The following is a 20,492-nucleotide window of genomic DNA, read 5'->3' as shown; positions in this document are numbered from 1 at the left end:
TCGGATTTCTTGCTCTAGAAAACATAGCTTATAGAGCAGCTTATGTCCGATCGGCTGAACCGCTTCGCGGTTCAACCCGATTGGACGCTGCTCTAGCGTCCGATCGGCTCCGGTGACGATCACCGAAGCCGTGAATCGGCCGCCTGACATTCCACGCAACCGCCACGCCTACCGGGTGTTGAGAACGCACAACAACCGGAGCGACATCATATGCGAGCGAGTTTCCTCCTGGGCGCAGGCCTGGCCGTGCTGGGCGTGGTGCTTTTCATCATCGGCCTGAACGCGAGCCAGGCCCCCATGGAGCAGGTGGTCGAGACCTTCACCGGCCGTTTCACCGACCAGACCATGTGGTACATGATCGCGGGTGGCGTGGTGTTCCTGGGCGGTTGCGTGCTGGCCCTGCGCGGCGCGCGTTAAACCTCCGCGTGTGGGTATGCCGGGCTTCCCAAGCCCGGCGCCCTCCCCTACCCATCGGGGCACATGACGCCCGCCCAAGCCCTCGCCGCCCTGCGCGCCGCCGAAGCCGAGGACGGCGCGCCCGGCCTCGACCAGCGCCGCGCCTTCCTCGATGCCCTGTCCCGCGCGGCCCTGTCCCGCGCCGCCGCCATCGCTGACGCCGCCCATGCGGATTTCGGCGCGCGCAGCGCGGAGGACACGCTGCTGGCCGATGTGAAGATCATCGCCGACGCCGCCGCGCATCTCCGCCGCAACCTGCGCCGCTGGATGCGCCCCGCGCGCGCGCCCGTGCCCTTTCCCTTCCAGCCCGCCCGCGCCTGGACGGAATGCGTGCCCAAGGGCATGGTGGGCATCATGTCGCCCTGGAACTACCCTGTGCAGTTGGCATTGCTGCCGGCGCTGGATGCCATCGCGGCCGGCAACCGGGTGGTGCTGAAACCCTCCGAACACACGCCACGCTGCGCGGCCCTGCTGGCCGAGATCGTCACAGAGGCGCTGGGCCCACGCATGGGCCTGGTGGTGGAAGGCGGACCCGAGGTGGCGCGCGACTTCGCCGCCACCCCCTGGGATCACCTGGTCTTCACCGGCGGCACCGAGACGGGCCGCAAGGTCATGGCCGCCGCCGCCCCGCATTTGACGCCACTCACGCTGGAGCTGGGCGGGAAATGCCCGGCCCTGGTGCTTCCGGGGGCCGACCTCGCCCGCGCCGCGCGCGACATCCTGGTGGCCAAGGCGGTGAATGCCGGCCAGACCTGCATCGCGCCCGACACCGTGCTGCTGGTGGGCCACACGGCCGCGGATTTCACCCGCGCGGCCCAGGAAGCGGGCGTGGGGCCGACGGGCACGCGGGTCATCAACACCGCGCAGCAGGCGCGGCTGGACAGCATCACGGGCGCGGCCGGCATCACCTGGCTGGCGCCGGAGGGCATCGGCCTCGCCCCTTCCGCGGATGGGTTGGCACGGGAGGAAATCTTCGGCCCCCTGCTCGCCATCCAGGAATGCGCGGAGCTGGCCGCCGCGCTGGACTGGGTGCGGGCGCGGCCACACCCGCTCGCCATCTACCTCTTCGGCGCCACGCGCGCGGAAGAGGATGCGGTGGCCGCCGGCACGCGCTCGGGCGCCATCGTCACGGGGCGCGCGCTGGAATACGCGGCCATCACGTCGCTGCCCTTCGGGGGAGTTGGCGAATCGGGTTTTGGGCGGCGCAATGGGGAGGCGGGCTTCCGCGAATTTTCCAACCTGCGCGCGCGCGTGCGGCATGGGCGCTGGAGCTTGGCCCGGCTTTTCGACAGGCCGCACAGTGGTTTGGCAAAAAAACTCATTCGCCGCCTCGTGGGGCAACCGCCGCCGTAACTTTTTTCTTCGCCGCGCGTTAAGCGCGTGTTTTCCCCCCATGGAATCCCGCAAGGGTTGTGATTATGCTCGGGGAACCTTCTGGCGGAGCAACAAAAAGTGGCCGTCCATCTGCATGCCAAAATGGCTGGACCGGCACCGGGCATCGAGGCGTTTTCGCGCCGCGTGGCCCTCGGCGGAATGTTCGCGGCCGTCGCGGCACCCGCCCAAGCCTCGTACGCGGGAGTGGACCTGGAGGCGGACTGGTTCGCCTTCGCCCGGCGCTTCCTGCATCCCTCCGGGCGCATCCTCGACACGGGAAACGGCCATGTCTCGCACAGCGAGGGCCAGGGCTATGCCCTGCTCGCCGCCGTCCGCGCCCATGACCAGCGCAGCTTCGACCAGATCCTGAACTGGACGGTCGAGGCGCTGCGCCGGCCGGATGACAGCCTGCTGGCCTGGCGCTGGCGCCCCGGCACGGATGTGCCGGTGAACGACATGAACAACGCCACCGATGGCGACATCTTCGTCGCCTGGGCACTGGCCATCGCGGGCGACAAGTGGCGGGTTCCGCGCTACCGGGCGCGTGCCACGCAGATGGCGCGCGACATCTTGCGCCGTTGCGTCACGCAGGTGGGCCGGCGCGCGGTGCTGCTGCCCGGCGCCTATGGCTTCCGCAACGAGCAGCGGGTGGTGCTGAACCTCTCCTACTACACCCTACCCGCCCTGCGGGCTCTGTCCTTCCTGGCGCCCGACCCCGCCTGGCGGCGCGTCGAAACGGATTTCCTGCCCATCATCCGCGAGGCGCGCTTCGGCCAATGGGGGCTGCCGCCCGACTGGCTGGAACTGCCGGCCAGCGGCGAGGGGCAGGGTGTCCCGGCGCGGGGCTGGCCCGGCCGGTTCTCCTTCGACGCGGTGCGCATCCCGCTGAACCTCTGCTGGTCCGGGCTGCACCAGAAGGCCGCGGTCACGGCCGCGCGGCGCTTCTGGCTGGGGCAACCCCATGGCGTGATGCCGGCCTGGGTGGATTTGCAGACCGGGACGCAGGCCCCCTTCGCCGCGCCAAGCGGCATGCGGGCGGTGGCGCGGCTGGCCGAAGCGGCGCAGCGTGGCCGCGGCCAGGGGAGCGACATGCCGCGGGTGGAGGAGGCGTCGGACTATTACGCCGCCGCCCTTACCCTGCTCTCGCGCATCGCCTGGCATGACCTGTCGCTCGGCCTCTCCTCGACCGAGAACGGAGACACTACTCGCCGCGCCGGCTGAGGCCGATCTCGCGCCAGGCCATCCGGCACAGCAGGACGAGGCCCGCCGCCTCCTCATCCTCGCTGTCGGCGAGCACGGGCAGGCTGTCCATCGTGCCCCGGCCAAGCGAGGCGGCCTCGGCCAGCCGCGCCACGGCGCGCAGCCCGGCATGGCCCGGCTGGGGCGCCACGCGGCCCTCGCGCAGGTCGGCCCAGGCCGGAACCTCCCCCTGCCCTTCCCAGAAGGCCAGCGCCGCCGCGACCGGCGGGTCGCGCCCCAGCCCCGCCCAGCACAGATGCAGCACCGCCCCCGCCGCGATGGCGGAGAAACGCGGCGGCCAGCCGGTGGCGAGGGTGAGCCGCCCATTGGAGCGGTCCAGCTCCAGCCAGTCGGGCGGCAGCAGCCAGGGGCCGAAGCGCGCCCGGCGGATGAGCGAGAGCGCCTCCGCCCGCACATGTTCCCAGCGCCGGTCGGGCGCGGCCTTGGCCAGGGCGGGAAAGGCGGGCAGGACCATGCTGCCCGGGCTCAACACGCCGCGGCGCGGGTTGAAGAAGCCGCCGGCGGCCGGCAGCAGCAGCGGTGAGTCGCCGGGCAGCAGGCAGCGCGCCAGGACGTCCTGCGCCATGGCCTGGCCCTGCCGGCGCAGATCGGCGCGTCGCCAGCGCTCGCCCGCCTGGACCAGCGCCCAGGCGGCCATCAGGTCGGCATGGGTGGAGTTGTTGGAATCGGTGGAACCCTCCTCGCGCCGCCAGGCCCAGAGGTGGTCATCCGGCCGGCGCAGCGTGGCGAGGGACCAGGAGAGGATGCGCTCGAAGCGCGGCAGGTCGTTCGCGTGCACCGCGGCCAGCAGGCCCACGGCCTGGAAACCGGATTCCGTGGCCTCGGGGCGGCTCGCCGGGACCATGCGCCCCTCGGCGGCGAGGAAACGGCCGCGCAGCCAATCCCAGTCCGCCTCCGGCCCCGCGGGATGCGCGGCCTGGGCGCCGCCGGCCCCCAACAGCGGCAGCAGCGCCGGCAGGCCACGTCGCTTCAGGGAGTGGCCGGCCATGGCGCCTAGGCCGTCCCGAACTTCTCGACCAGTTCGGTGATCTGCGCGGGGTCGCTCTGCTCCATCACGCGGCGGGCGAAGCGGGCGCAGTCGTCGATGTTCAGCGCGCGCACCGCCTGCTTCACGCGCGGGATGGCGCTGGCATTCATGGAGAGCGAGCGCAGGCCAAGCCCCAGCAGCAGCGGCACAAGGCGCGGGTTGCCCGCCATCTCGCCACAGACCGAGACGGGCATGCGCAGGCGCAGCGCGGCCTCGACGGCGAACTGCATGAGGCGCAGCACGGCCGGGTGCAGCGGGTCGTAGAGATGCGCCACGTCAATCTCGGCGCGGTCCACGGCCAGCGTGTACATGGCCAGGTCATTGGTGCCGATGGCGAAGAAATCCGCCTCCAGCGCGATGGCATCGGCGGCGAGCGCCGCCCCCGGCGTCTCGATCATCGCACCCAGCGGGGGCAGCTTGTCGGGCAGGGATTCGCCGCGGCGGCGCAGGCGACGGGCCACGCGCTCGTAGATCTCGCGCGCCTCGGCCACCTCGGCCGGGATGGTCACCATGGGCAGCAGCACGCGCACATTGCCGAGGTTGGACACGCGCAGGATGGCGGCGAACTGCTCTTCCAGCAGTTCCGGATGTTTCAGCAACATCCGGATGCCACGCAGGCCCAGCGCCGGGTTGGGGCCGACCGCCATGGGCACGGTCTCGGCCAGGGCCTCGATCTCCTTCTCGCCGCCCCAGTCGAGGACGCGGATGGTGACGGGGTCATGGCCCATCGCCTCCACGATCATGCGGTAGACCGAGACCTGGGCGTCCTCGTCCGGCAGGTCCTTGCGGTTCATGAAGAGGAACTCGGTGCGCAGCAGGCCAATGCCCTGGGCGCCGGCGTGGTCGAGCAGGGGAAGCTCGGCCGGAATTTCGAGATTGGCCTGCAGCTCCACGATCTGCCCGTCGAGCGTCTCGGCCGGCAGACGGCGCAGCTTGCCGAGCCGCGTGCGTTCCTTGGCCTGGGCGGCCAGGCCCTCCTTGGCGGTGGCCAGGGTGGCGGCGGAGGGGTGGAGCGCGATGAAGCCGCCCGCCCCGTCCACCACCGCCTGGTCGCCGCGCTTGGCGGCGGCCGTCAGCCCATGGCAGCCGATGACGGCCGGGATGCCCAGCGCGCGCAGCATGATGGCGGTGTGGCCATCGGCCCCGCCTTCCTCGGTGCAGACGGCGGCGATGCGGCCGGGTTCCAGCAGGGCGGCATCGGCGGGGGTGAGTTCCTCGGCCACCAGGATGGCGCCCACGGGCACCCCCTTGAGGCTGCGGAAGGGCGTGGCGGTGAGGTTGCGGATGAGGCGGCGGGCGATTTCGCGCACCTCGCCGGCGCGGCGGTTCAGCCCGGCCTTGTCATCGTCCTTGGCGGCCAGGATGGCGGCGGCGATGGCCTCGGCCTCGTCATGCACGGCGGTCTCGGCGGCCAGCAGCTCCTCGCCGATGCGCTTGCGCGCGCCGCGCAGCAGGCGCGAATTGCCCAGCATGAGGATGTAGGCGTCGAGCAGGGGTTCGAGTTCCTCCTGCGCCTCCTCGGGCAGGACGGCGAGGCGACCCTTGAGCTTGGCGACCTGCTTGCGCGACTGCGCCGCGGCCTCCGACAGGCGGGTGCGCTCGGCATCGGCCTCGGCCTCGGTGATGGCGCGGCGGGGGGTTTCGGCCACCTCCTCGGAGGTGTCATAGACGGCGCCGATCGCGATGCCGGGGGAGACGGGAATGCCCGTCAGCCGCTGTTCCGCGGCGGCGGTGCCGGTGACGGCGCGGGGGGACCGGCGGCGCTCCTCCGGGCGGGGCGCCTCGGGCTTGGCGGGGCCCTCGGTCTTCACCGTGGGGCCGGTCTCACGCGGGGGCGCCATGGCGGGACTCAATCCTCATGGAAACCGGCCTCGATCAGGCCCGCGACGGCGTCCAGCGCCTCGCGCGCGTCCCAGCCCTCGGCCTCGACCAGGACTTCGCTGCCCTGGCCCGCGCCCAGCATCATCAGCCCCATGATGGAGCAGGCGGGCACGGTCTGGCCGGCGCGGCTGACATTGACGCAGGCCGAGAAGCGCTCGGCCAGGGCCACCAGCTTCGCGGCGGCGCGGGCGTGCAGCCCGCGGCTGTTGGGGATGGTGATGGTCCGGCGCAGAACCATTCCGCCCGAGGGGTCGCAGCCGCAGGGGCCGGGCTCGGCGGGGGTCATCGTAATGGGGGGTTGCGCCACGGCGCCACCATCCTCGGAAGGCCATTCATTCATCCGACGTTCCCATTCCCTGTGGCTTTTGCATGGCCATTTGTGGTCGCCCCCGAGAGGTCCGACTGGCTCGCGATGTATTTTCGCCCGGCCTTGGTCGCGTGGTCCACCGCTTCCGCCAGCGGCTCGCTGCCGCGGATCTTGGCGAGCTTGACCAGGAGAGGAAGGTTCACCCCCGCGATCACCTCCACCCGCCGCTGTTCGGCCAACGACAGGGCGAGGTTGGAGGGCGTGCCGCCCGCGATATCGGTCAGCAGCACCACGCCATCGCCCTGGTCCACCTCCGCGATGCGGCCGCGGATGTCCGCGCGCCGCCCCTCCATGTCGTCCTCCGGACCGATGCAGACGGTGGCGACGGCGTTCTGGGGGCCGACCACATGCTCCATCGCGTGGCGCAGCTCCAGCGCGAGCCGCCCATGGGTGACGATGACAAGGCCGATCATTGCGGTTCGACGGGGTAAAGGGGCATCTGGGGGGTATGTGTCTTCGGGTCTTCTAGGGGGGCGGGTTTGGGGGAACTATTCCCCGGGACATCGGTGCCGCGCGCCGCCGGATGTTCCATAGCACGAATGCCCCCCAGTTCACGATGCGCGAGATCAACACGCCAGCCCTGCCGGCTGAGATGGTCCGCAAGCCGTTCCGCCATGTGGACCGAGCGGTGCCTGCCGCCGGAACAGCCCAGCGCGATGGTGAGGTATTTCTTTCCCTCAGCCACGTAGCGGGGCAGCAGCGGCTCCAGGAAGCCGGTCAGCCGCGACCAGAACCCCGCATAGGCCTCGTCCGCCTGGACATAGGCGGCAACCTCGGGGTCCTGCCCGGTCCGGGGGCGCAACGCGTCCACGTAATGCGGGTTGCGGAGGAAGCGCAGGTCGAAGACGAGGTCGGCCTCGCGCGGCAATCCCTTGGGGTAGGCAAAGGACTGCACCATGATGCTCAGTCCCGGCGCCCCGGGCGCGCGGAACCGCGCCTCGACCTGGCGACGCAGCTCGGGCAGCGGCAGGTCGGTGGTGTCCACCACCAGGTCGGCGGCCTCGCGCAGGGGGGCCAGCAGCGCGGCCTCGCGCGCGATGCCCTCCTGCACGCCACCCTTTCCCGTCGCGCCCATCTCCGTGGTCAGCGGATGGCGGCGGCGGGTCTCGGTGTAGCGGCGCAGCAGCACGGCCTCCTCCGCCGTGGCGAAGACGAGGGTGAGGTCCAGGCCCGGCCGCGCGCGCTGGCGCCCGATGGCCGCCAGCACCTCATTCGCGTCGAAGCCCCGGCTGCGGATGTCCACGCCCGCCGCCACGGGCGCCGTGCTGCCGGAGACCAGCGTGTCGAGGAGGGCGAGCGGCGGGTTGTCCACCGTCTCATGCCCCAGATCCTCCAGCACGCGCAGGATGGAGGATTTACCGGCGCCCGAGAGGCCCGTCACCAGCACCAGGACGGGTTTGGAATTCCCGCTCACGCCGCGAAGGCCCCGGCCGTCAGGCGCAGGCGGCCGGCCAGCACGTCCAACGCGCGCTTCAGCGCCTCTGGCGCGGAGGGCGCGCTTCCGTCCAGGCGCAGCAGGGGAATGGCATGGCCAAGCGCCGTCCAGCTTGCGGGTTCGGGCAGGCGGGGCACGGCCTCGCGCGCCACCAGCTCGACCGCCAGGGCAAGGCGCGCGCGAACCCAAGGCAGGCCTTCGAGCAGGCCGAGCCCCCGCACCTCCAGCCGCCCGGCCAGGGCGGTGGGCGGGGCAGCCATCAGCGCCGCGCCGTGCATGGACATCTCGACCTGATCATCCGCCACCAAGAGCGCCCCCTGCCCCAGCAGGCGCAGCGCCAGATCCGACTTGCCGCCGCCTGGGGGGGCCAGCAACAAAATGCCCGCCCCGTCCAGCGCCACGCAGCTTCCGTGCAGGAGCATCCCGGCTGCCCGTCACTTGTGAATAAACGGTTTATGGCAGCATTGGGGCCGGGACGGAAGCGGCACCGCCGGGCGGCTTGCACGGCGCGCGCCGGCATGGTCTGCCGGGCGGATGACCCCCACGCCTGACGACATCAAGGCCGCCGCCCGCCGCATCGCGGGGGATGTGCGGCGCACCCCGGTGATGGAACTGGACCTTGGCCGGCGCGTGACGCTGAAGCTGGAGCAGTTGCAGATCACGGGCAGCTTCAAGCCGCGCGGCGCCTTCAACGCCATGCGCGCCCGGCCCCCCGGCCCGGCGGGGGTGGTGGCGGCCTCGGGCGGCAACCATGGCGCGGCGGTGGCGGCGGCCGCCCGGGCGCTGGGCCTGCCCGCCGAAATCTTCGTCCCCGAGATCACCGCCGAAGCGAAGCGCACGCGCATCCAGGGCTTCGGCGCGCGGCTGGTGGTGGGGGGTGCCGCCTATGACGCCGCGCGCGAGGCCAGCGAGGCCCGCGCGGCCGAGACCGGCGCGCTGCTGGTCCATGCCTATGATCAGCCCGAGGTGCTGGCCGGCCAGGGCACGGTGGCGGCGGAATGGTCGGAGCAGTCGCCCGGCGTCACGCACCTGCTGGTGGCCGTGGGCGGCGGCGGGCTGATCGGCGGCATGGCGGCCTGGCACGCGGCGACCGGCGTGACCCTGGTCGCCGTGGAGCCCGAGGGCTGCCCCTGCCTGCACGCGGCCCTGGCCGCCGGGCGGCCGGTGCCGGCCCCGGTGGGCGGCGCGGCGGCGGACAGCCTGGGCGCGCGCCAAGTGGGGGCGCTGATGTTCCCGCTGGCCGCGAATCTGCGCGCGAAGGGACGGCTGGTGCCCGCGCTGGTAACGGATGATGCCATCCGCGAGGCGCAGCTTCGCCTGTGGAACGAGGCGCGGGTGGTGGCGGAGCCGGGCGGGGCCACGGCGCTGGCCGCCCTGCTCTCCGGCCGCTGGGTGCCGCCGGAGGGCGCACGGGTGGGGGTGCTGGTCTGCGGCGCCAACACCGACCTTTCCAGCCTCGCCATCCCGCCTCAGCGCGGCGCCGGATAGACCCGCGGGAAGGTGATCTGGTCGGGCGGGCCGGGTGGGCGCGGCGGCCCGGCCCGGCCGCAGGCGGCCAGGATCGGCGCCGCCAGCGCCAGCACCAGCAGGGTCAAAACGGCTCGCTTCATCCCAGGCGCTCCTGCCATTCGCGCGCCATGGCGCGCACATTGTCGGGCGCCGTGCCGCCATGGCTGCGGCGCGAGGCCACCGAGGCCGAGGGCGACAGCACGCCGAACACACCCTCATGGATGCGCGGCTCGATCTCACGCATCTCCATGATGGTGAGGCCCGAGAGGTCCACGCCCATGCCCTCCGCCTTGGACACCAGGCGCCCCGTGACGTGGTGCGCGTCGCGGAAGGGCAGCTTCAATTCGCGCACCAGCCAGTCCGCGAGGTCGGTGGCGGTGGAGAAGCCCGCCCCGGCGGCGGCGGCCATGCGCGGGATGTTGGGCTGCATGTCCCGCACCATGGCCGCGGTGGCGGCGAGGCAGAGGGTGAGGCTCTCGGCCGCGTCGAAGACGCCTTCCTTGTCCTCCTGCAGGTCCTTCGCATAGGTCAGCGCCAGGCCCTTCACCACCGTCAGCAGGCCCACCAGCGCGCCATTGATGCGGCCCGTCTTGCCGCGCACCAGCTCCGCCGCATCCGGGTTGCGCTTCTGCGGCATGATGGAGCTGCCGGTGGTCAGGTTGTCCGGCAGGGTCACGAAGCCGAAGGCGGGGTTGGTCCAGATCACGATCTCCTCGGCCAGCCGTGAGAGATGCGTGGCGCAGATGGCGCAGGCCGCCAGGAATTCCATGGCGAAGTCGCGGCTGCCCACCCCGTCCAGGCTGTTGCGGGTGGGCGCATCGAAGCCCAGCGCCTTGGCCGTGGCGTGGCGATCAATGGGGAAACCCGTGCCGCACATGGCGGCCGAGCCCAGGGGGCATTCGTTCAGCCGGGCGCGGGCATCCAGCATCCGGCCCCGGTCGCGCCAGAGCATCTCGGCATAGGCCAGCAGATGGTGGCCGAAGGTGGTGGGCTGGGCAGGCTGGAGATGGGTGTAGCCGGGCATGATGGTGCCCGCATGTTCCTCGGCGCGGCGGACGAAGACGCGGATCAGTTCCAGCTGCTGCGCCGCCAGCCCGTCAATCGCGTCGCGCACCCAGAGGCGGAAATCGGTCGCCACCTGGTCGTTTCGGCTGCGGGCCGTGTGCAGGCGCTTGCCGGCCTCGCCGATGCGGTCGGTCAGCCGGGCCTCGATGTTCATGTGGACATCTTCCAGCGCCTCGGACCATTCGAAGCGCCCGGCCTCGATCTCGGCGGCGATGTCGGCGAGGCCTTTCTGGATCGCGGCCTCGTCCTCGCTGGAAATGATGCCCACATGCGCCAACATGGCGGCATGGGCGAGGCTTCCCCGGATGTCCTGGCGCCACATCTTGGCATCGAAGCCGATCGAGGCATTGATGGCCTGCATGATGGCGGAAGGGCCTTCGGCGAAGCGCCCGCCCCATTGCTGGTTGGTTCCGGTTTGGTTGGGAATGGACAAGGGAGTGCCGCTTTCGTGCTGATGCGTCGTCGCCAGATGGGCCTGGCCCTTGTTGCCCCCGCGATCCTGCCTGCGCAAGCCGCTCTCGCGCAGCACACTCAGACTGGCATCGAGCGCCTGCGCGAGGACAGCCGCCCCGCCCCCGCCGTGCAGTTCACCGATGCCGAGGGAAAGCCCCATTCCTTCACCGATTTCGCGGGCCAAGGGCTGGTGGTGAACTTCTGGGCCACCTGGTGCCCCCCCTGCGTGGCCGAGATGCCCGCGCTCGACCGGCTCGCCGGCATCGTGGCGGAGGAGCGCATCCAGGTGCTGGCCCTCTCCTCCGACCGCGGCGGGCGCGAGGTGGTGGAGGCCTTCTACGCGCGGTTGGGCCTGCAACGGCTGGCCATCTGGCTCGACCCGCGCGGGGCGGCGACGCGGGGCGCGGGCGCGCGCGGCCTGCCCACCACCTTGCTGATCGACCGCGACGGCATGGAGCGCGGCCGCCTGACGGGCGAGGCTGTGTGGGACGCGCCGCCGCTGGTCGAGGCGGTGCGGCGGCTGACCTCGCCGGGCGCAGCGGGGTAGCGCGGCCTCAGCGCTCGATGGGGCAGGCCTCGTCCGCCGCCCAGTCCGCGAAGCTCATGTAATAGGCCGCGACGTCCGGGTGGCCGGCCCGCACCGCCGCCAGCGCGGCAAGCGCGGCCCGCCCGCCCCCGTCGCAATGCGTGACCACGGTGCGGGAGAGGCTGAGCCCCACCTCCTCCATGCGCGCGCGCAGCGCCTCGGCGGGCATCAACCGGTTGCCTTGGGCCAGCAGCGCGGTGTGGGGCAGGTTCGCGGCCCCGGGCAGCCGGCCGCCGCGGCGGTTGTTCTTCAGGTCCTCGCCGCGGTGCTCGGCCGGGCTGCGCGTGTCGAAGACCTGGGGCCGGGCCTGCGAGGCCAGCGCATCGCGCAGCGGCGCCCGCTCCATCAGCGCCACCCGTCCCGTGCCGGGCCGCGCCACGCAGGCCACGGCCGCCGGTGCGGCGGCGGGGCCGGAGACGGGTGCCTCCAGCAGCGGCTCCAGCGCCGGCCACCCGCCATCCAGAACGGCGGCCGCCAGACCGAAATGCTGCAACAGGAACCAGGCGCGCGCCGCCTCGGTCATGCGGCCATCATCCAGCACCACCACGGGCTTGCCGCCATCCAGGCCCAACCCGCCCAGCACGCCGCCCCAATGCGCGGCATCATCCAGCGGCGCCTGGCCGGACTTGATGGCGCGGTCCCAGGCCTCGATGGGCAGGTGCCGGGCGCCATCGGCGCGTCCGGCCAGGAAGGCCGCCTCCGGCCGGGTGTCGAGCAGGATCAGCGCATCCCCGCGCGCCATCACGGCTTCGGGAGGAAGCACGGGGTCGGTCAGGTCCATGGGGAACTCCTGTTGGGGGCGGGACTAGTGGTCGCTTTCCAGTCGGCGCTTGCGCAGGTTCAGCCAGACCACCGCCGCGATGACGGGGACCAGCGCCGCGATGATGATCTCGGCCGTGGTGCCCACCTGGCCCCAGAAAGGCAGCGGCTTGATGAGGTATCCGATCACGGTCAGCAGGTAGTAGGTGATGCCGGCAACCGAAAGCCCCTCCACCGTCTGTTGCAGGCGCAGCTGGGCGCGGCCGGTGGCGGCCAGCGTCGCCAATTGCTTCTCCGCCTGTTCCTCCTGCGCCACGGCCACGCGGGCGCGCAGCAGTTCGACAAGCCGCGCCCCGCGAAGCGAGAGGGCACTGATCCGCGCGCCCGTGGCCGAGACGGTCGCCATGGCGGGCTCCAGCCGGCGGTCCAGGAAGCGGCTCAGCGTCGGGATGCCGTGCAAGGGCACCTCGCCCAGCTCGGACAGGCGGCGCAGCACCAGGCGGTGATAGGCGGCGCTCGCGGAAAATCGCTCGGAGGTGTCGGCGCTGGCGCGTTCGATCTCGCCGGCCACCTCGGTCAGTTCCTCCAGCGTGGCGCGTTCGGTGGAGAGTTCATGCAGGGCGGGAAGCTGCGCGGAGATGCGGGCGAATTGCGCCGAGGCATCGGACAACACCGGCCCCACCCCACGCGCGACCGGCAGCGCCAGCAGGGCCATGGCGCGGTAGGTCTCGATCTCCCACAGCAGCTGGGCGAGGCGACCGGCCAGGATGGGGTTGGGCGCGCCCGTCAGCAGGATGCGCGTGAACCCGTCCGGGTGCAGGCGGAAATCGGTGAAGACCATGGCCACCTGGTCGGCCACGGCCGCACCCGCGATGCTGTCGGTGATGAAGCCGCAGGCCTCCACCTTGGCGTCCACCAGCGAGATATGGGTGGCGGCGATGGCCTGGCCCGGAAGTTTCGCCAGCCAGTCGGGCGGGAGATGCGCGATGGCGGGGCGGGCGAAGGGGTGCTCCGGGTCGGCGCCGGGGGCCAGGAAGTTCCAGCCCGTGAATTCCGTGTGGCGCTCGAAGCGGAGACGGAAGGCGCCGAAATCGGCCAGGAACCAGGAGGCACCGGGTCGCGGCGGCACCACGCCGTGCCGGGCGCAGAGAGCGGCCAGGTGCGCGTCCTCCGCCTCGCGGTCGGGGCTGGCCATGGCCAGCCGCGACAGCCGCGCCGGCAGCTCGATCGGGATGGCCGGCCGGGCATGGAGTTCGCCCGCCAGCGCCTCGCGCTGCGGATGGGTGGGGAACGTCATCGGGGCAAACCTAACGTGCCCCGGCCCTGGGGGGAATGACGATGTCGCGGCGCTGGGCAAGCCGGCCCCCGCGTGGAAGATTGGTCCCATGCAGATTCGCGACATCACCCAGGCCGACCTGCCCGCCCTGCTGGACTTGAACAACAGCGAGGCCGAGGCGGTGAATGAATTGACCCTCGACGCCTTCGAGGGGCGGCTCCGCAACGCCTATGCCGCGCGCATGACGGCGGATGGCACGGGTTTCCTGCTGGCCTTCGACCACGCGACGCCGCCCCAGGGCCCCAACCACGCCTGGTTCACGGCGCGCGAGAGCTATTTCGCCTACGTAGACCGGGTGGTGGTGGCCGCCCATGCGCGCGGCAAGGGCGTGGCCAGCGCGCTGTATGAAGACCTTGCCGCCATCGCGCGGGCCGACAAGATCGCGCTGCTGGTCTGCGAGGTGAATCTGGAACCGCTGAACGAAGTCAGCATGGCCTTCCATGAGCGGCGGGGCTTCACCATCGCGGGCGAAACCACCGACCACCGTTATGGCAAGCGGGTGCGCTACCTCCGCAAGCCCATCTAGGCCGTAGCGGCTGCTTCACCGCTCCGGCGATGCCGCCTCCGCGGATCAGGCGCCAGAGCAATATCCGAGCGGCTGAACCGCTTCGCGGTTCAACCCGATCGGACGCTGCTTTAGTTCAGCTGCGCGCCGGAAAGCCGCACCAGCTCCGCGTGGCGCGGGATTTCGGCGGCGAGATAATCGCGCAGCCGCTCGGGCGTGCCGCCGCCATCCAACGCCATGCCGGCGGCCTCCAGCCGCTGCCGCGTGGCGGGGTCGGCCAGGATCTCGTTCGCCAGCGTGTTGAGCCGCGCCACCAGCGCGGGGTCCGCGCCGCGCGGCAGCATCAGGCAGAACCAGGTGCCGAAGGCAAGGCCCGGCATGCCGAGTTCCGTCGCCGTCGGCACGTCGGGCAGTTGCGGCACGCGCTGTTCCGACAGCACGGCCAGCGCCCGTACCCGTCCCGAGGTCACCAGCGGTTGCGCGCCCGTGACGAGGTTGAACATGGACTGGATGCGGCCCGAGAGCAGGTCCGTCACCGCGGCCGCCGGCGCGGTGTAGGGCACATGGGTCAGCCGCGTCTCGGTGCGCGAGGCGAACAGCTCCGCCGCCAGGTGCATGGAGGAGCCATTGCCCGTGGTGCCGTGGTTGATGGCGCCGGGGTTGGCGCGGGCATGGTCACGGAATTCGGCCAGCGTCCGCGCCGGGAAGTCGTTGTTCACGATCAGGATATTGGGCACGCTGCCCAGCAGGATCACGGGCGTGAAGTCCGTCTGCGGGTTGAAGGGCATGTCGCGGTAGAGGGCGGGGTTGGTCGCCATGGTGCCCGCCCAGGTCCAGAGCAGGGTGTAGCCATCGGGCGCCGCCCGCGCCGCGAGGTTGGCGCCCACATTTCCCGCCGCGCCACCCCGGTTCTCGATCACGACAGGCTGCGGCAGGCGCTTTTCCATCTCATTGGCGAAGATGCGCGCCAGCGTGTCGGCCGTGCCGCCGCCGCCCGGGGCGGGCAAGATGATGCGGATGGGGCGGGAGGGCCATGCGCCGCCTTGGGCCCAGGCGGAGGACGCGGCGGGGATGGCGGCCAGCGCGGGAGGGGCGGCCAGCAGCGCGCGACGGGAAAGGGCCAAGGCTGTTCTCCTGTATCGGGGAGCAGACTAGGGAAACTTCCCCCGACCTTCCAAGCTCCTTCCCCAACATGGAGGCTGAGGCATGCGGCTTGCGATCCTGGGGGCGGGATGCGTTGAGCGTGGAATCACCGAAAACGCTGAATCCCGCGCGCAAGGATGGCTGGGGCAAGGGGCGTGAACGCATGTGAACGCCGCTTGCTCCAGCAACCCGGGGGCGCGCGGGGTGTTCCCCCCCTTCAATCCGCGCCGCGTGGCGCGCAGGAGGGGGAACGCGCATGGGCCGGCGGCCTGCGGCCTGGATCGGGCTTTATCTCGTGCTGGTATTGGCGCCCCAGGCGCTGCTCCTCCTGGGCGAGGTGCCGCCCGGGCGCTCCTTCTGGTGGAACTTCTCCATGGCGACGGGCTTCGCGGCCATGGCCATGATGGGGGTGCAGTTCGCGCTCACCTCGCGCATCCGCAAGTTCAGCGCGCCCTTTGGCATCGACATCATCTACCTGTTCCACCGCTACCTGGCCTGGATCGCGCTGGGGCTGGCGGCGCTGCATTTCGCGCTGCTCTGGCTGCTCTATCCCCACACGCTGGGCGAGACCTTCGACCCGCGATACGCCTCTTGGGAGCTGACGGCGGGGCGCGCGGCGCTGCTGCTGTTCGGCCTGGCCGTCGTCACCTCCGAATGGCGCAAGGCGCTGCGGCTGGAATATGGGCTGTGGCGCTACCTGCACGTGATCTTCGCCACGCTGGGCTTCGCGGCGGCCGTCGCGCACATCATCGGCATCGGCTATTTCACGGCGGCGCCGCTGAAGCGCGCGCTGTGGCTTGCCGTCACATTGAGCTGGCTGGGCCTGCTGGTGTGGCTGCGGGTGATGAAGCCCTGGCGGCAGCGGCGCGCACCCTGGCGCGTGGTGGAAGTGCGTCCCGGGCGCAACAAGGTCTGGACGCTGGCGGTGGAACCGGTGGGCCATGGGGGCCTGACCGGCTTCATGCCGGGGCAGTTCGCCTGGCTGACGCTGCGCGCCTCGCCCTTCGGGCTGCGCGAGCACCCCTTCTCCATCAGCTCACCGCCCGAGGCCCTGCCCCGCGTCGAATTCGGCATCAAGGAGCTGGGCGACTTCACCGGCAAGATCGGCGAGATCAAGCCGGGCGAGACGGCCTATCTGGACGCGCCCTTCGGTGTGTTCTCCCCCGCCATGCAGCCGGGCGTGGAGGGCTTCGTCGCCGTGGTGGGCGGCGTGGGCGTGACGCCGGTCATGAGCATGCTGCGCAGCCTGTCCACCCAGGGCGACCGCCGCCCCTTCTGGCTGTTCTACGGCAACAAGAACTGGGAGGACGTGGCGTTCCGCGAGGAGCTGGAGAGGCTGCGGGAACGCATGGATCTCCGCCTCATCCACATCCTGGAAGACCCGCCCGAGGGCTGGACGGGCGAGACCGGCTTTGTGGACCAGGCTTTGCTGGAACGCCATCTGCCGCCCGCGCCGCGCCCCCGCCTGCACCATTTCCTCTGCGGTCCCACGCCCATGACCCGCGCCGCCGAGGGCGCGCTGCACGCGATGGGTGTGAAGCCCGCGCGCGTCCAGACCGAAATCTTCGAGCTCGTCTGAAGGAAGGACGCCCATGCGACGCAAGACCGCCCTGTGGTTGGCCGTGCTGACCGGCGCCCTCGTCGTGCTGATGTCCGCGCTGTTCGCCTGGCTGCGCTAGACCATGATCCGCCAGGGCGCATCATGGTCTCGCCTTGGCCGAGAGGGCGATTCACCGCTGCGGCGATGCCGCCTTCGCGGATCGCGCTCTATGGAATGATCTCGATCACCGTGCCGAATTCCTGGTCGAGGCGCACCGTGTGGTGGTCCGTCTCGTTGGTGTCGGAGAGTTCGAGGTTCAGGAAATCCACGCTCTCCGCCTCGAAGAAGGGGCCGGCATGCCAGGTGCCCCGCTTCAATGCCAGCGCCACGCCGCCGCCGATGCGGAAGCAGGCGATGCGCGCGGGGTCAGGGCTTTCGGGCGCGTCGGGGTTTTGCGGCGCCGCGAGGCAGATGAACCAGTCGCGCCCGCCCATCGCCGCCAGGCATTGCGTGACGCGGCTGTGCCGCGTGATGCCGCGCACCAGCAGCGGCTTGCGGTTCAACCGCATGATGTAGAGCCGCGGCGTGCCCCGCCCGAGTTCCAGCGCCGCATCGGCGGGGCCGAAGGGCGTGCCATCCTCGCCGGGGGTGATCAGCGTCCCGTAAGGCGCGATGGCTTCGGGCGTGGCGGGTTCGGCCTTCAGGCGCAGCGTGGTCAGGGTCATGCGGTGTTCTCCTCGTGCGCCTTCTTCGCACATCGCGCGCCAGGCTTGCCGCATGAATTGACAGGCCCGGGCGCCGGGGCTTGGCTTTCGCGCTTTCCGGGCCGGCGCACCATGCCGCGGCCCCGACAGGATTCCCCGCCGCATGAGCATCCCCACCGAGACCCTGCACCTCCCTGGCCTGCCCGCCGAGGCCGAGATCATCATGGACCGCTGGGGCATCCCGCATATCCGCGCGGCGACGCAGGAAGGCGCCTTCTTCGCCCAGGGCTTCCAGGCGGCGCGGGACCGGCTGTGGCAGATGGACAGCTGGCGCAAGCGGGGCCTGGGGCTGCTGGCGGGCGATCTGGGCGCGGCCTATGTCGAGCGCGACGCGGCGGCGCGGCTGCTGCTCTACCGCGGCGACATGGAGGCCGAATGGGCGGAATACGGGCCGGAGGCGAAGGCCTGGACCACGGCCTTCGTCGCCGGCATCAACGCCTATGTGGACCTGGTGGCGCGCGAGCCCGCGCGCCTGCCGCTTGAATTCCACCTGCTGGGCACACAGCCCGCCCGCTGGGCGCCCGAGGATGTGGTGCGCTGCCGCACCCATGCCCGTGTGCGGAACCTGGATGCCGAGGTGACGCGCAACAACATCGCCGTCCGCCACGGCATGGAGGCCGACCGCTTCTACAAGCTGCTCCAGCCGGACTGGACCGTGATCATCCCCGAGGGCTGGCTGGCGGAGGAGGTCCCGCCCGAGGTCATGCGGACCTACCTGCTGGCGACCGACCCCGCCGCCATCGCCAATGGCACGCCCACCGACCCTGTGGCGCTGGACGCCCAGGGCAGCAACAACTGGGCGCTGGCACCGTCCCGCACCACGACCGGCCGCGCGATCCTGGCGAGTGACCCGCACCGCGTCCATGAACAGCCCTCACTGCGCTACATCACCCACCTGACGGCGCCGGGGCTGGACGTGATCGGCGCGGGGGAACCGGCGGTGCCGGGCGTCAGCCTGGGGCACAATGACGTGCTGGCCTTTTCGCTGACCATCCATCCGACGGATCAGGAGGACCTCTACGTCTACGAACTCAACGCCGACGACCCGGAGCTGTATCGCTACGATGGCGGCTGGGAGCGGATGCGGGTGGTCGAGGAGGAGGTGCCGGTGCGCGGCGAGGCGCCCCGGCGCGTGACGCTGCGCTTCACCCGGCATGGGCCGGTGCTGCACCGCGACCTGTCGCGCCACCGCGCCTGGGCGGTGCGTAGCGTGTGGCAATTGCCGGGCAATGCCGCCTATCTGGCCAGCCTGAACTACCTGAAGGCGCGCAGCTTCGAGGACTACACCGCGGCACTCGAAGGCTGGGGCGCGCCCTCCAGCAACCATGTCGTCGCCGACGTGGCCGGCAATATCGGCTGGGCCGCGGCCGGCATGGTGCCGGTGCGGACGACCTCGGACGGGCTGCTGCCGGTGCCGGGCGATGGGCGGCATGAATGGGGGGGCATCATGCGCTCCTCCGGGCTGCCGCGCGCCACGAATCCGGAATGCGGCTGGCTCGGCACCGCCAACCAGATGAACCTGCCCGAGGGCTATGACTTCGCCACGAAGCGCAGCGGCTTCGAATGGACCGATGGCGCGCGCTATGCGCGGCTGTCGGAGGCGCTGGAGGGAGACAGGCGCTGGTCGGTGCAGGAGACGCTGAAGCTGCAATCGGACACCACCTGCGTGCCGGCGCGTCGGCTTTGCGCGCTGCTGGCCACGCTGGACGACCCGCACCCGGCCTTCGCCCTGCTGACCGGCTGGGACCACCGGCTGGCGGCGGAAAGCGGACCGGCGGCACTGTTCGAGATCTGGTTCGCGCGGCACCTCGTTCCCGGCGTGATGCGGACATGGGCGCCGGACGGCGTGGCGGCCATGGTGGCCGTGCCCGACACGCAACTGGTCCTGCACCTGCTGGAAACCGACACCGCCCGCCGCGACGGGCTGCTCCGCGAAACCCTGCTGGCGGCGTGGGAGGATGCCACGAAGCGGCTCGGCGACGACCCCGCCGCCTGGCAATGGGGCGCGCTGCACCAGGGGTATTTCGAGCATCCGCTGTCGCGCTTCGCCCCCGCCCTGGCGGCGAAGCTGGATGTGGGGCCGGCGCCGCGCGGCGGCTCCAACCTCACCATCAACAACAATGGCTGGCGGGCGTCGGATTTCCGCGTGATCTCGGGCGTGTCCTGGCGGATGGTGCTGGATGTGGGCGACTGGGACCGGAGCTTCACCATCAACAGCCCCGGCCAGTCCGGCGACCCGGACAGCCCGCATTACCGGGACCTGTTCCCCCTCTGGGCGCGCGATGAATCCGTGCCGCTGCTGTTCAGCCGCGAAGCGGTGGATGCGGCCGCCGAAGCCCGCCTATTGCTGCGGCCCGCCGCCTGATGGACGCGGCCCCGCCCCTCTCGCCGCGCGCGGCCGCCACCCGCCAGCGCATCCTGGACGCGGCCATGGCGGAATTCGCCGCCAAGGGCCTCGCGGGTGCGCGGGTGGACGAGATCGCGGCCCGCGCCGGCGCCAACAAGCGCATGCTCTACGCCTATTTCGGCGCGAAGGAGGACCTCTGGCTGACCGTGCTGGAGGCCGCCTACGCCGCCAAGCGCGAGGAGGAGGAGCAGCTCGACGTCGCCCACCTGCCGCCCGCCGAGGCCATGGCGCGGCTGGTCGCCTTCAACCTGCGCTACACCGCGCGGCACCCGGAATTCGTGGCCCTGCTGAACCAGGAAAACGTGCACGCGGCGGCGCATCTGCGGCGCTCCGGCAATGTGCCGGCGCTGTATTCGCCGCTGACCACGCGGCTGCGCGAGGTTCTGGCGCGCGGCGCCGCCGAGGGCCTGTTCCGGCGCGACGTGGACCCCTTGCAGCTCTACCTCTCCATCGTGGCACTCGGGCACTTCACGGTGGCCAACCGCTTCACGCTGTCCACCATCTTCGGCACCGACCTTGGCAGCGAGGCGGCGTTGCAGGCGCGCGAAGCCCATGCGGTGGAGGTCGTGCTCGGCTACCTGCGGCCCTGATTCCCGCTTGACCTGATGGCGCGTCCCGGCTGAAG

General features: G+C 71.5%; 21 protein-coding genes. 9 read left to right on the top strand and 12 right to left on the bottom strand.

Annotated elements, in window-relative coordinates; translation table 11 throughout:
- The first annotated feature begins 210 nt into the window (after positions 1-210).
- From GGQ83_RS18395 to GGQ83_RS18385, 3 genes are all read left to right on the top strand, one after another.
- Positions 211-417 (top strand): DUF3185 family protein, encoded by a 207-nt coding sequence (locus tag GGQ83_RS18395; RefSeq protein ID WP_184386446.1) that lies wholly within the window; start codon positions 211-213, stop codon positions 415-417.
- Between the two features lie 63 nt (positions 418-480).
- On the top strand, positions 481-1,809 hold the full coding sequence (locus GGQ83_RS18390) for an aldehyde dehydrogenase family protein (protein ID WP_184386445.1): 1,329 nt from the start codon (positions 481-483) through the stop codon (positions 1,807-1,809).
- Positions 1,810-1,989: 180 nt separating this feature from the next.
- On the top strand, positions 1,990-3,051 hold the full coding sequence (locus GGQ83_RS18385; RefSeq protein WP_184386444.1) for a glycosyl hydrolase family 8: 1,062 nt from the start codon (positions 1,990-1,992) through the stop codon (positions 3,049-3,051).
- On the opposite strand, the gene GGQ83_RS18380 is transcribed toward GGQ83_RS18385, so the two are convergent.
- From GGQ83_RS18380 to GGQ83_RS18355, 6 genes are all read right to left on the bottom strand, one after another.
- The gene (locus tag GGQ83_RS18380) at positions 3,032-4,078 is read right to left on the bottom strand and encodes a glycosyl hydrolase family 8 (RefSeq protein WP_184386443.1); all 1,047 of its coding nucleotides are present in this window, start codon (positions 4,076-4,078) and stop codon (positions 3,032-3,034) included. The genes GGQ83_RS18385 and GGQ83_RS18380 overlap by 20 nt on opposite strands.
- A 5-nt stretch (positions 4,079-4,083) precedes the next feature.
- On the bottom strand, positions 4,084-5,958 hold the full coding sequence (gene ptsP / locus GGQ83_RS18375; RefSeq protein ID WP_184386442.1) for a phosphoenolpyruvate--protein phosphotransferase: 1,875 nt from the start codon (positions 5,956-5,958) through the stop codon (positions 4,084-4,086).
- A gap of 8 nt (positions 5,959-5,966) precedes the next feature.
- Complete coding sequence (locus GGQ83_RS18370) at positions 5,967-6,236, bottom strand: HPr family phosphocarrier protein (RefSeq protein ID WP_223880699.1); 270 nt, start codon at positions 6,234-6,236, stop codon at positions 5,967-5,969.
- A 98-nt stretch (positions 6,237-6,334) separates the two neighbouring features.
- Entirely contained in the window at positions 6,335-6,778 is a 444-nt protein-coding gene (locus GGQ83_RS18365; protein ID WP_184386440.1) for a PTS sugar transporter subunit IIA, read from the bottom strand.
- Positions 6,775-7,779, bottom strand: a complete 1,005-nt coding sequence (rapZ, locus tag GGQ83_RS18360; RefSeq protein WP_311728685.1) for an RNase adapter RapZ — start codon at positions 7,777-7,779, stop codon at positions 6,775-6,777. The genes GGQ83_RS18365 and rapZ overlap by 4 nt, the downstream gene beginning before the upstream one ends.
- Positions 7,776-8,222, bottom strand: coding sequence for an HPr kinase/phosphorylase (locus GGQ83_RS18355; RefSeq protein ID WP_184386439.1), 447 nt, complete (start codon positions 8,220-8,222; stop codon positions 7,776-7,778). Before GGQ83_RS18355 ends, rapZ begins: the two co-directional genes overlap by 4 nt.
- A gap of 112 nt (positions 8,223-8,334) precedes the next feature.
- Here GGQ83_RS18355 and GGQ83_RS18350 point away from each other — a divergent pair, with 112 nt between their 5' ends.
- Positions 8,335-9,288 carry a serine/threonine dehydratase gene (locus tag GGQ83_RS18350; RefSeq protein WP_184386438.1) on the top strand — a complete coding sequence of 318 codons (954 nt, stop codon included), beginning with the start codon at positions 8,335-8,337 and terminating at the stop codon, positions 9,286-9,288.
- Here the strand turns inward: GGQ83_RS18350 and GGQ83_RS18345 are convergent.
- Positions 9,270-9,410, bottom strand: coding sequence for a hypothetical protein (locus GGQ83_RS18345; protein ID WP_184386437.1), 141 nt, complete (start codon positions 9,408-9,410; stop codon positions 9,270-9,272). The two genes, GGQ83_RS18350 and GGQ83_RS18345, sit on opposite strands and share 19 nt — an antisense overlap.
- The gene (gene argH / locus GGQ83_RS18340) at positions 9,407-10,735 is read right to left on the bottom strand and encodes an argininosuccinate lyase (RefSeq protein WP_184386456.1); all 1,329 of its coding nucleotides are present in this window, start codon (positions 10,733-10,735) and stop codon (positions 9,407-9,409) included. The genes GGQ83_RS18345 and argH overlap by 4 nt, the downstream gene beginning before the upstream one ends.
- A 93-nt stretch (positions 10,736-10,828) precedes the next feature.
- On the opposite strand from argH, the gene GGQ83_RS18335 reads away from it, so the two are divergent.
- Positions 10,829-11,374 carry a TlpA family protein disulfide reductase gene (locus GGQ83_RS18335; RefSeq protein ID WP_242535226.1) on the top strand — a complete coding sequence of 182 codons (546 nt, stop codon included), beginning with the start codon at positions 10,829-10,831 and terminating at the stop codon, positions 11,372-11,374.
- Positions 11,375-11,381: 7 nt separating this feature from the next.
- Here GGQ83_RS18335 and GGQ83_RS18330 read toward each other — a convergent pair whose 3' ends face one another.
- Positions 11,382-12,194: a sulfurtransferase gene (locus tag GGQ83_RS18330; RefSeq protein ID WP_207018324.1), complete on the bottom strand. Its 813-nt coding sequence runs from the start codon at positions 12,192-12,194 to the stop codon at positions 11,382-11,384.
- Between the two features lie 24 nt (positions 12,195-12,218).
- Positions 12,219-13,469 carry a DUF3422 family protein gene (locus GGQ83_RS18325; RefSeq protein WP_184386436.1) on the bottom strand — a complete coding sequence of 417 codons (1,251 nt, stop codon included), beginning with the start codon at positions 13,467-13,469 and terminating at the stop codon, positions 12,219-12,221.
- Between the two features lie 88 nt (positions 13,470-13,557).
- Here GGQ83_RS18325 and GGQ83_RS18320 point away from each other — a divergent pair, with 88 nt between their 5' ends.
- Positions 13,558-14,034, top strand: a complete 477-nt coding sequence (locus GGQ83_RS18320) for a GNAT family N-acetyltransferase (RefSeq protein ID WP_184386435.1) — start codon at positions 13,558-13,560, stop codon at positions 14,032-14,034.
- 110 nt (positions 14,035-14,144) lie between these two features.
- On the opposite strand, the gene GGQ83_RS18315 is transcribed toward GGQ83_RS18320, so the two are convergent.
- Entirely contained in the window at positions 14,145-15,137 is a 993-nt protein-coding gene (locus GGQ83_RS18315; protein WP_184386434.1) for a Bug family tripartite tricarboxylate transporter substrate binding protein, read from the bottom strand.
- Positions 15,138-15,412: 275 nt separating this feature from the next.
- Here GGQ83_RS18315 and GGQ83_RS18310 point away from each other — a divergent pair, with 275 nt between their 5' ends.
- Positions 15,413-16,735, top strand: coding sequence for a ferredoxin reductase family protein (locus GGQ83_RS18310; RefSeq protein WP_184386433.1), 1,323 nt, complete (start codon positions 15,413-15,415; stop codon positions 16,733-16,735).
- A 188-nt stretch (positions 16,736-16,923) separates the two neighbouring features.
- Here GGQ83_RS18310 and GGQ83_RS18305 read toward each other — a convergent pair whose 3' ends face one another.
- Entirely contained in the window at positions 16,924-17,421 is a 498-nt protein-coding gene (locus GGQ83_RS18305) for an ureidoglycolate lyase (RefSeq protein WP_184386432.1), read from the bottom strand.
- Positions 17,422-17,563: 142 nt separating this feature from the next.
- Here GGQ83_RS18305 and GGQ83_RS18300 point away from each other — a divergent pair, with 142 nt between their 5' ends.
- The gene (locus GGQ83_RS18300) at positions 17,564-19,825 is read left to right on the top strand and encodes a penicillin acylase family protein (protein WP_184386431.1); all 2,262 of its coding nucleotides are present in this window, start codon (positions 17,564-17,566) and stop codon (positions 19,823-19,825) included.
- A complete protein-coding gene (locus GGQ83_RS18295; protein ID WP_184386430.1) occupies positions 19,825-20,457 on the top strand; it encodes a TetR/AcrR family transcriptional regulator in 633 nt (210 codons plus the stop codon). The genes GGQ83_RS18300 and GGQ83_RS18295 overlap by 1 nt, the downstream gene beginning before the upstream one ends.
- Positions 20,458-20,492 lie beyond the last annotated feature (35 nt).

The sequence above is a fragment of the Roseococcus suduntuyensis genome, from assembly GCF_014196305.1.
Lineage (GTDB): Bacteria > Pseudomonadota > Alphaproteobacteria > Acetobacterales > Acetobacteraceae > Roseococcus > Roseococcus suduntuyensis.
Note: the sequence above shows the minus strand (reverse complement) of the source record. Positions and strands in the feature narration are given on the sequence as shown.

What these genes read in the sequence shown, in the direction of transcription:
- GGQ83_RS18325 (WP_184386436.1), bottom strand. Translation starts at nt 13,469, where the DNA reads ATGACGTTCCCCACCCATCCGCAGCGCGAGGCGCTGGCGGGCGAACTC.
- GGQ83_RS18365 (WP_184386440.1), bottom strand. Translation starts at nt 6,778, where the DNA reads ATGATCGGCCTTGTCATCGTCACCCATGGGCGGCTCGCGCTGGAGCTG.
- GGQ83_RS18335 (WP_242535226.1), top strand. Translation starts at nt 10,829, where the DNA reads ATGCGTCGTCGCCAGATGGGCCTGGCCCTTGTTGCCCCCGCGATCCTG.
- GGQ83_RS18330 (WP_207018324.1), bottom strand. Translation starts at nt 12,194, where the DNA reads ATGGACCTGACCGACCCCGTGCTTCCTCCCGAAGCCGTGATGGCGCGC.
- GGQ83_RS18295 (WP_184386430.1), top strand. Translation starts at nt 19,825, where the DNA reads ATGGACGCGGCCCCGCCCCTCTCGCCGCGCGCGGCCGCCACCCGCCAG.
- GGQ83_RS18390 (WP_184386445.1), top strand. Translation starts at nt 481, where the DNA reads ATGACGCCCGCCCAAGCCCTCGCCGCCCTGCGCGCCGCCGAAGCCGAG.
- argH (WP_184386456.1), bottom strand. Translation starts at nt 10,735, where the DNA reads ATGCAGGCCATCAATGCCTCGATCGGCTTCGATGCCAAGATGTGGCGC.
- GGQ83_RS18350 (WP_184386438.1), top strand. Translation starts at nt 8,335, where the DNA reads ATGACCCCCACGCCTGACGACATCAAGGCCGCCGCCCGCCGCATCGCG.
- GGQ83_RS18320 (WP_184386435.1), top strand. Translation starts at nt 13,558, where the DNA reads ATGCAGATTCGCGACATCACCCAGGCCGACCTGCCCGCCCTGCTGGAC.
- GGQ83_RS18305 (WP_184386432.1), bottom strand. Translation starts at nt 17,421, where the DNA reads ATGACCCTGACCACGCTGCGCCTGAAGGCCGAACCCGCCACGCCCGAA.
- GGQ83_RS18395 (WP_184386446.1), top strand. Translation starts at nt 211, where the DNA reads ATGCGAGCGAGTTTCCTCCTGGGCGCAGGCCTGGCCGTGCTGGGCGTG.
- GGQ83_RS18380 (WP_184386443.1), bottom strand. Translation starts at nt 4,078, where the DNA reads ATGGCCGGCCACTCCCTGAAGCGACGTGGCCTGCCGGCGCTGCTGCCG.
- GGQ83_RS18300 (WP_184386431.1), top strand. Translation starts at nt 17,564, where the DNA reads ATGAGCATCCCCACCGAGACCCTGCACCTCCCTGGCCTGCCCGCCGAG.
- ptsP (WP_184386442.1), bottom strand. Translation starts at nt 5,958, where the DNA reads ATGGCGCCCCCGCGTGAGACCGGCCCCACGGTGAAGACCGAGGGCCCC.
- GGQ83_RS18310 (WP_184386433.1), top strand. Translation starts at nt 15,413, where the DNA reads ATGGGCCGGCGGCCTGCGGCCTGGATCGGGCTTTATCTCGTGCTGGTA.
- GGQ83_RS18355 (WP_184386439.1), bottom strand. Translation starts at nt 8,222, where the DNA reads ATGCTCCTGCACGGAAGCTGCGTGGCGCTGGACGGGGCGGGCATTTTG.
- GGQ83_RS18385 (WP_184386444.1), top strand. Translation starts at nt 1,990, where the DNA reads ATGTTCGCGGCCGTCGCGGCACCCGCCCAAGCCTCGTACGCGGGAGTG.
- GGQ83_RS18345 (WP_184386437.1), bottom strand. Translation starts at nt 9,410, where the DNA reads ATGAAGCGAGCCGTTTTGACCCTGCTGGTGCTGGCGCTGGCGGCGCCG.
- GGQ83_RS18370 (WP_223880699.1), bottom strand. Translation starts at nt 6,236, where the DNA reads ATGGTTCTGCGCCGGACCATCACCATCCCCAACAGCCGCGGGCTGCAC.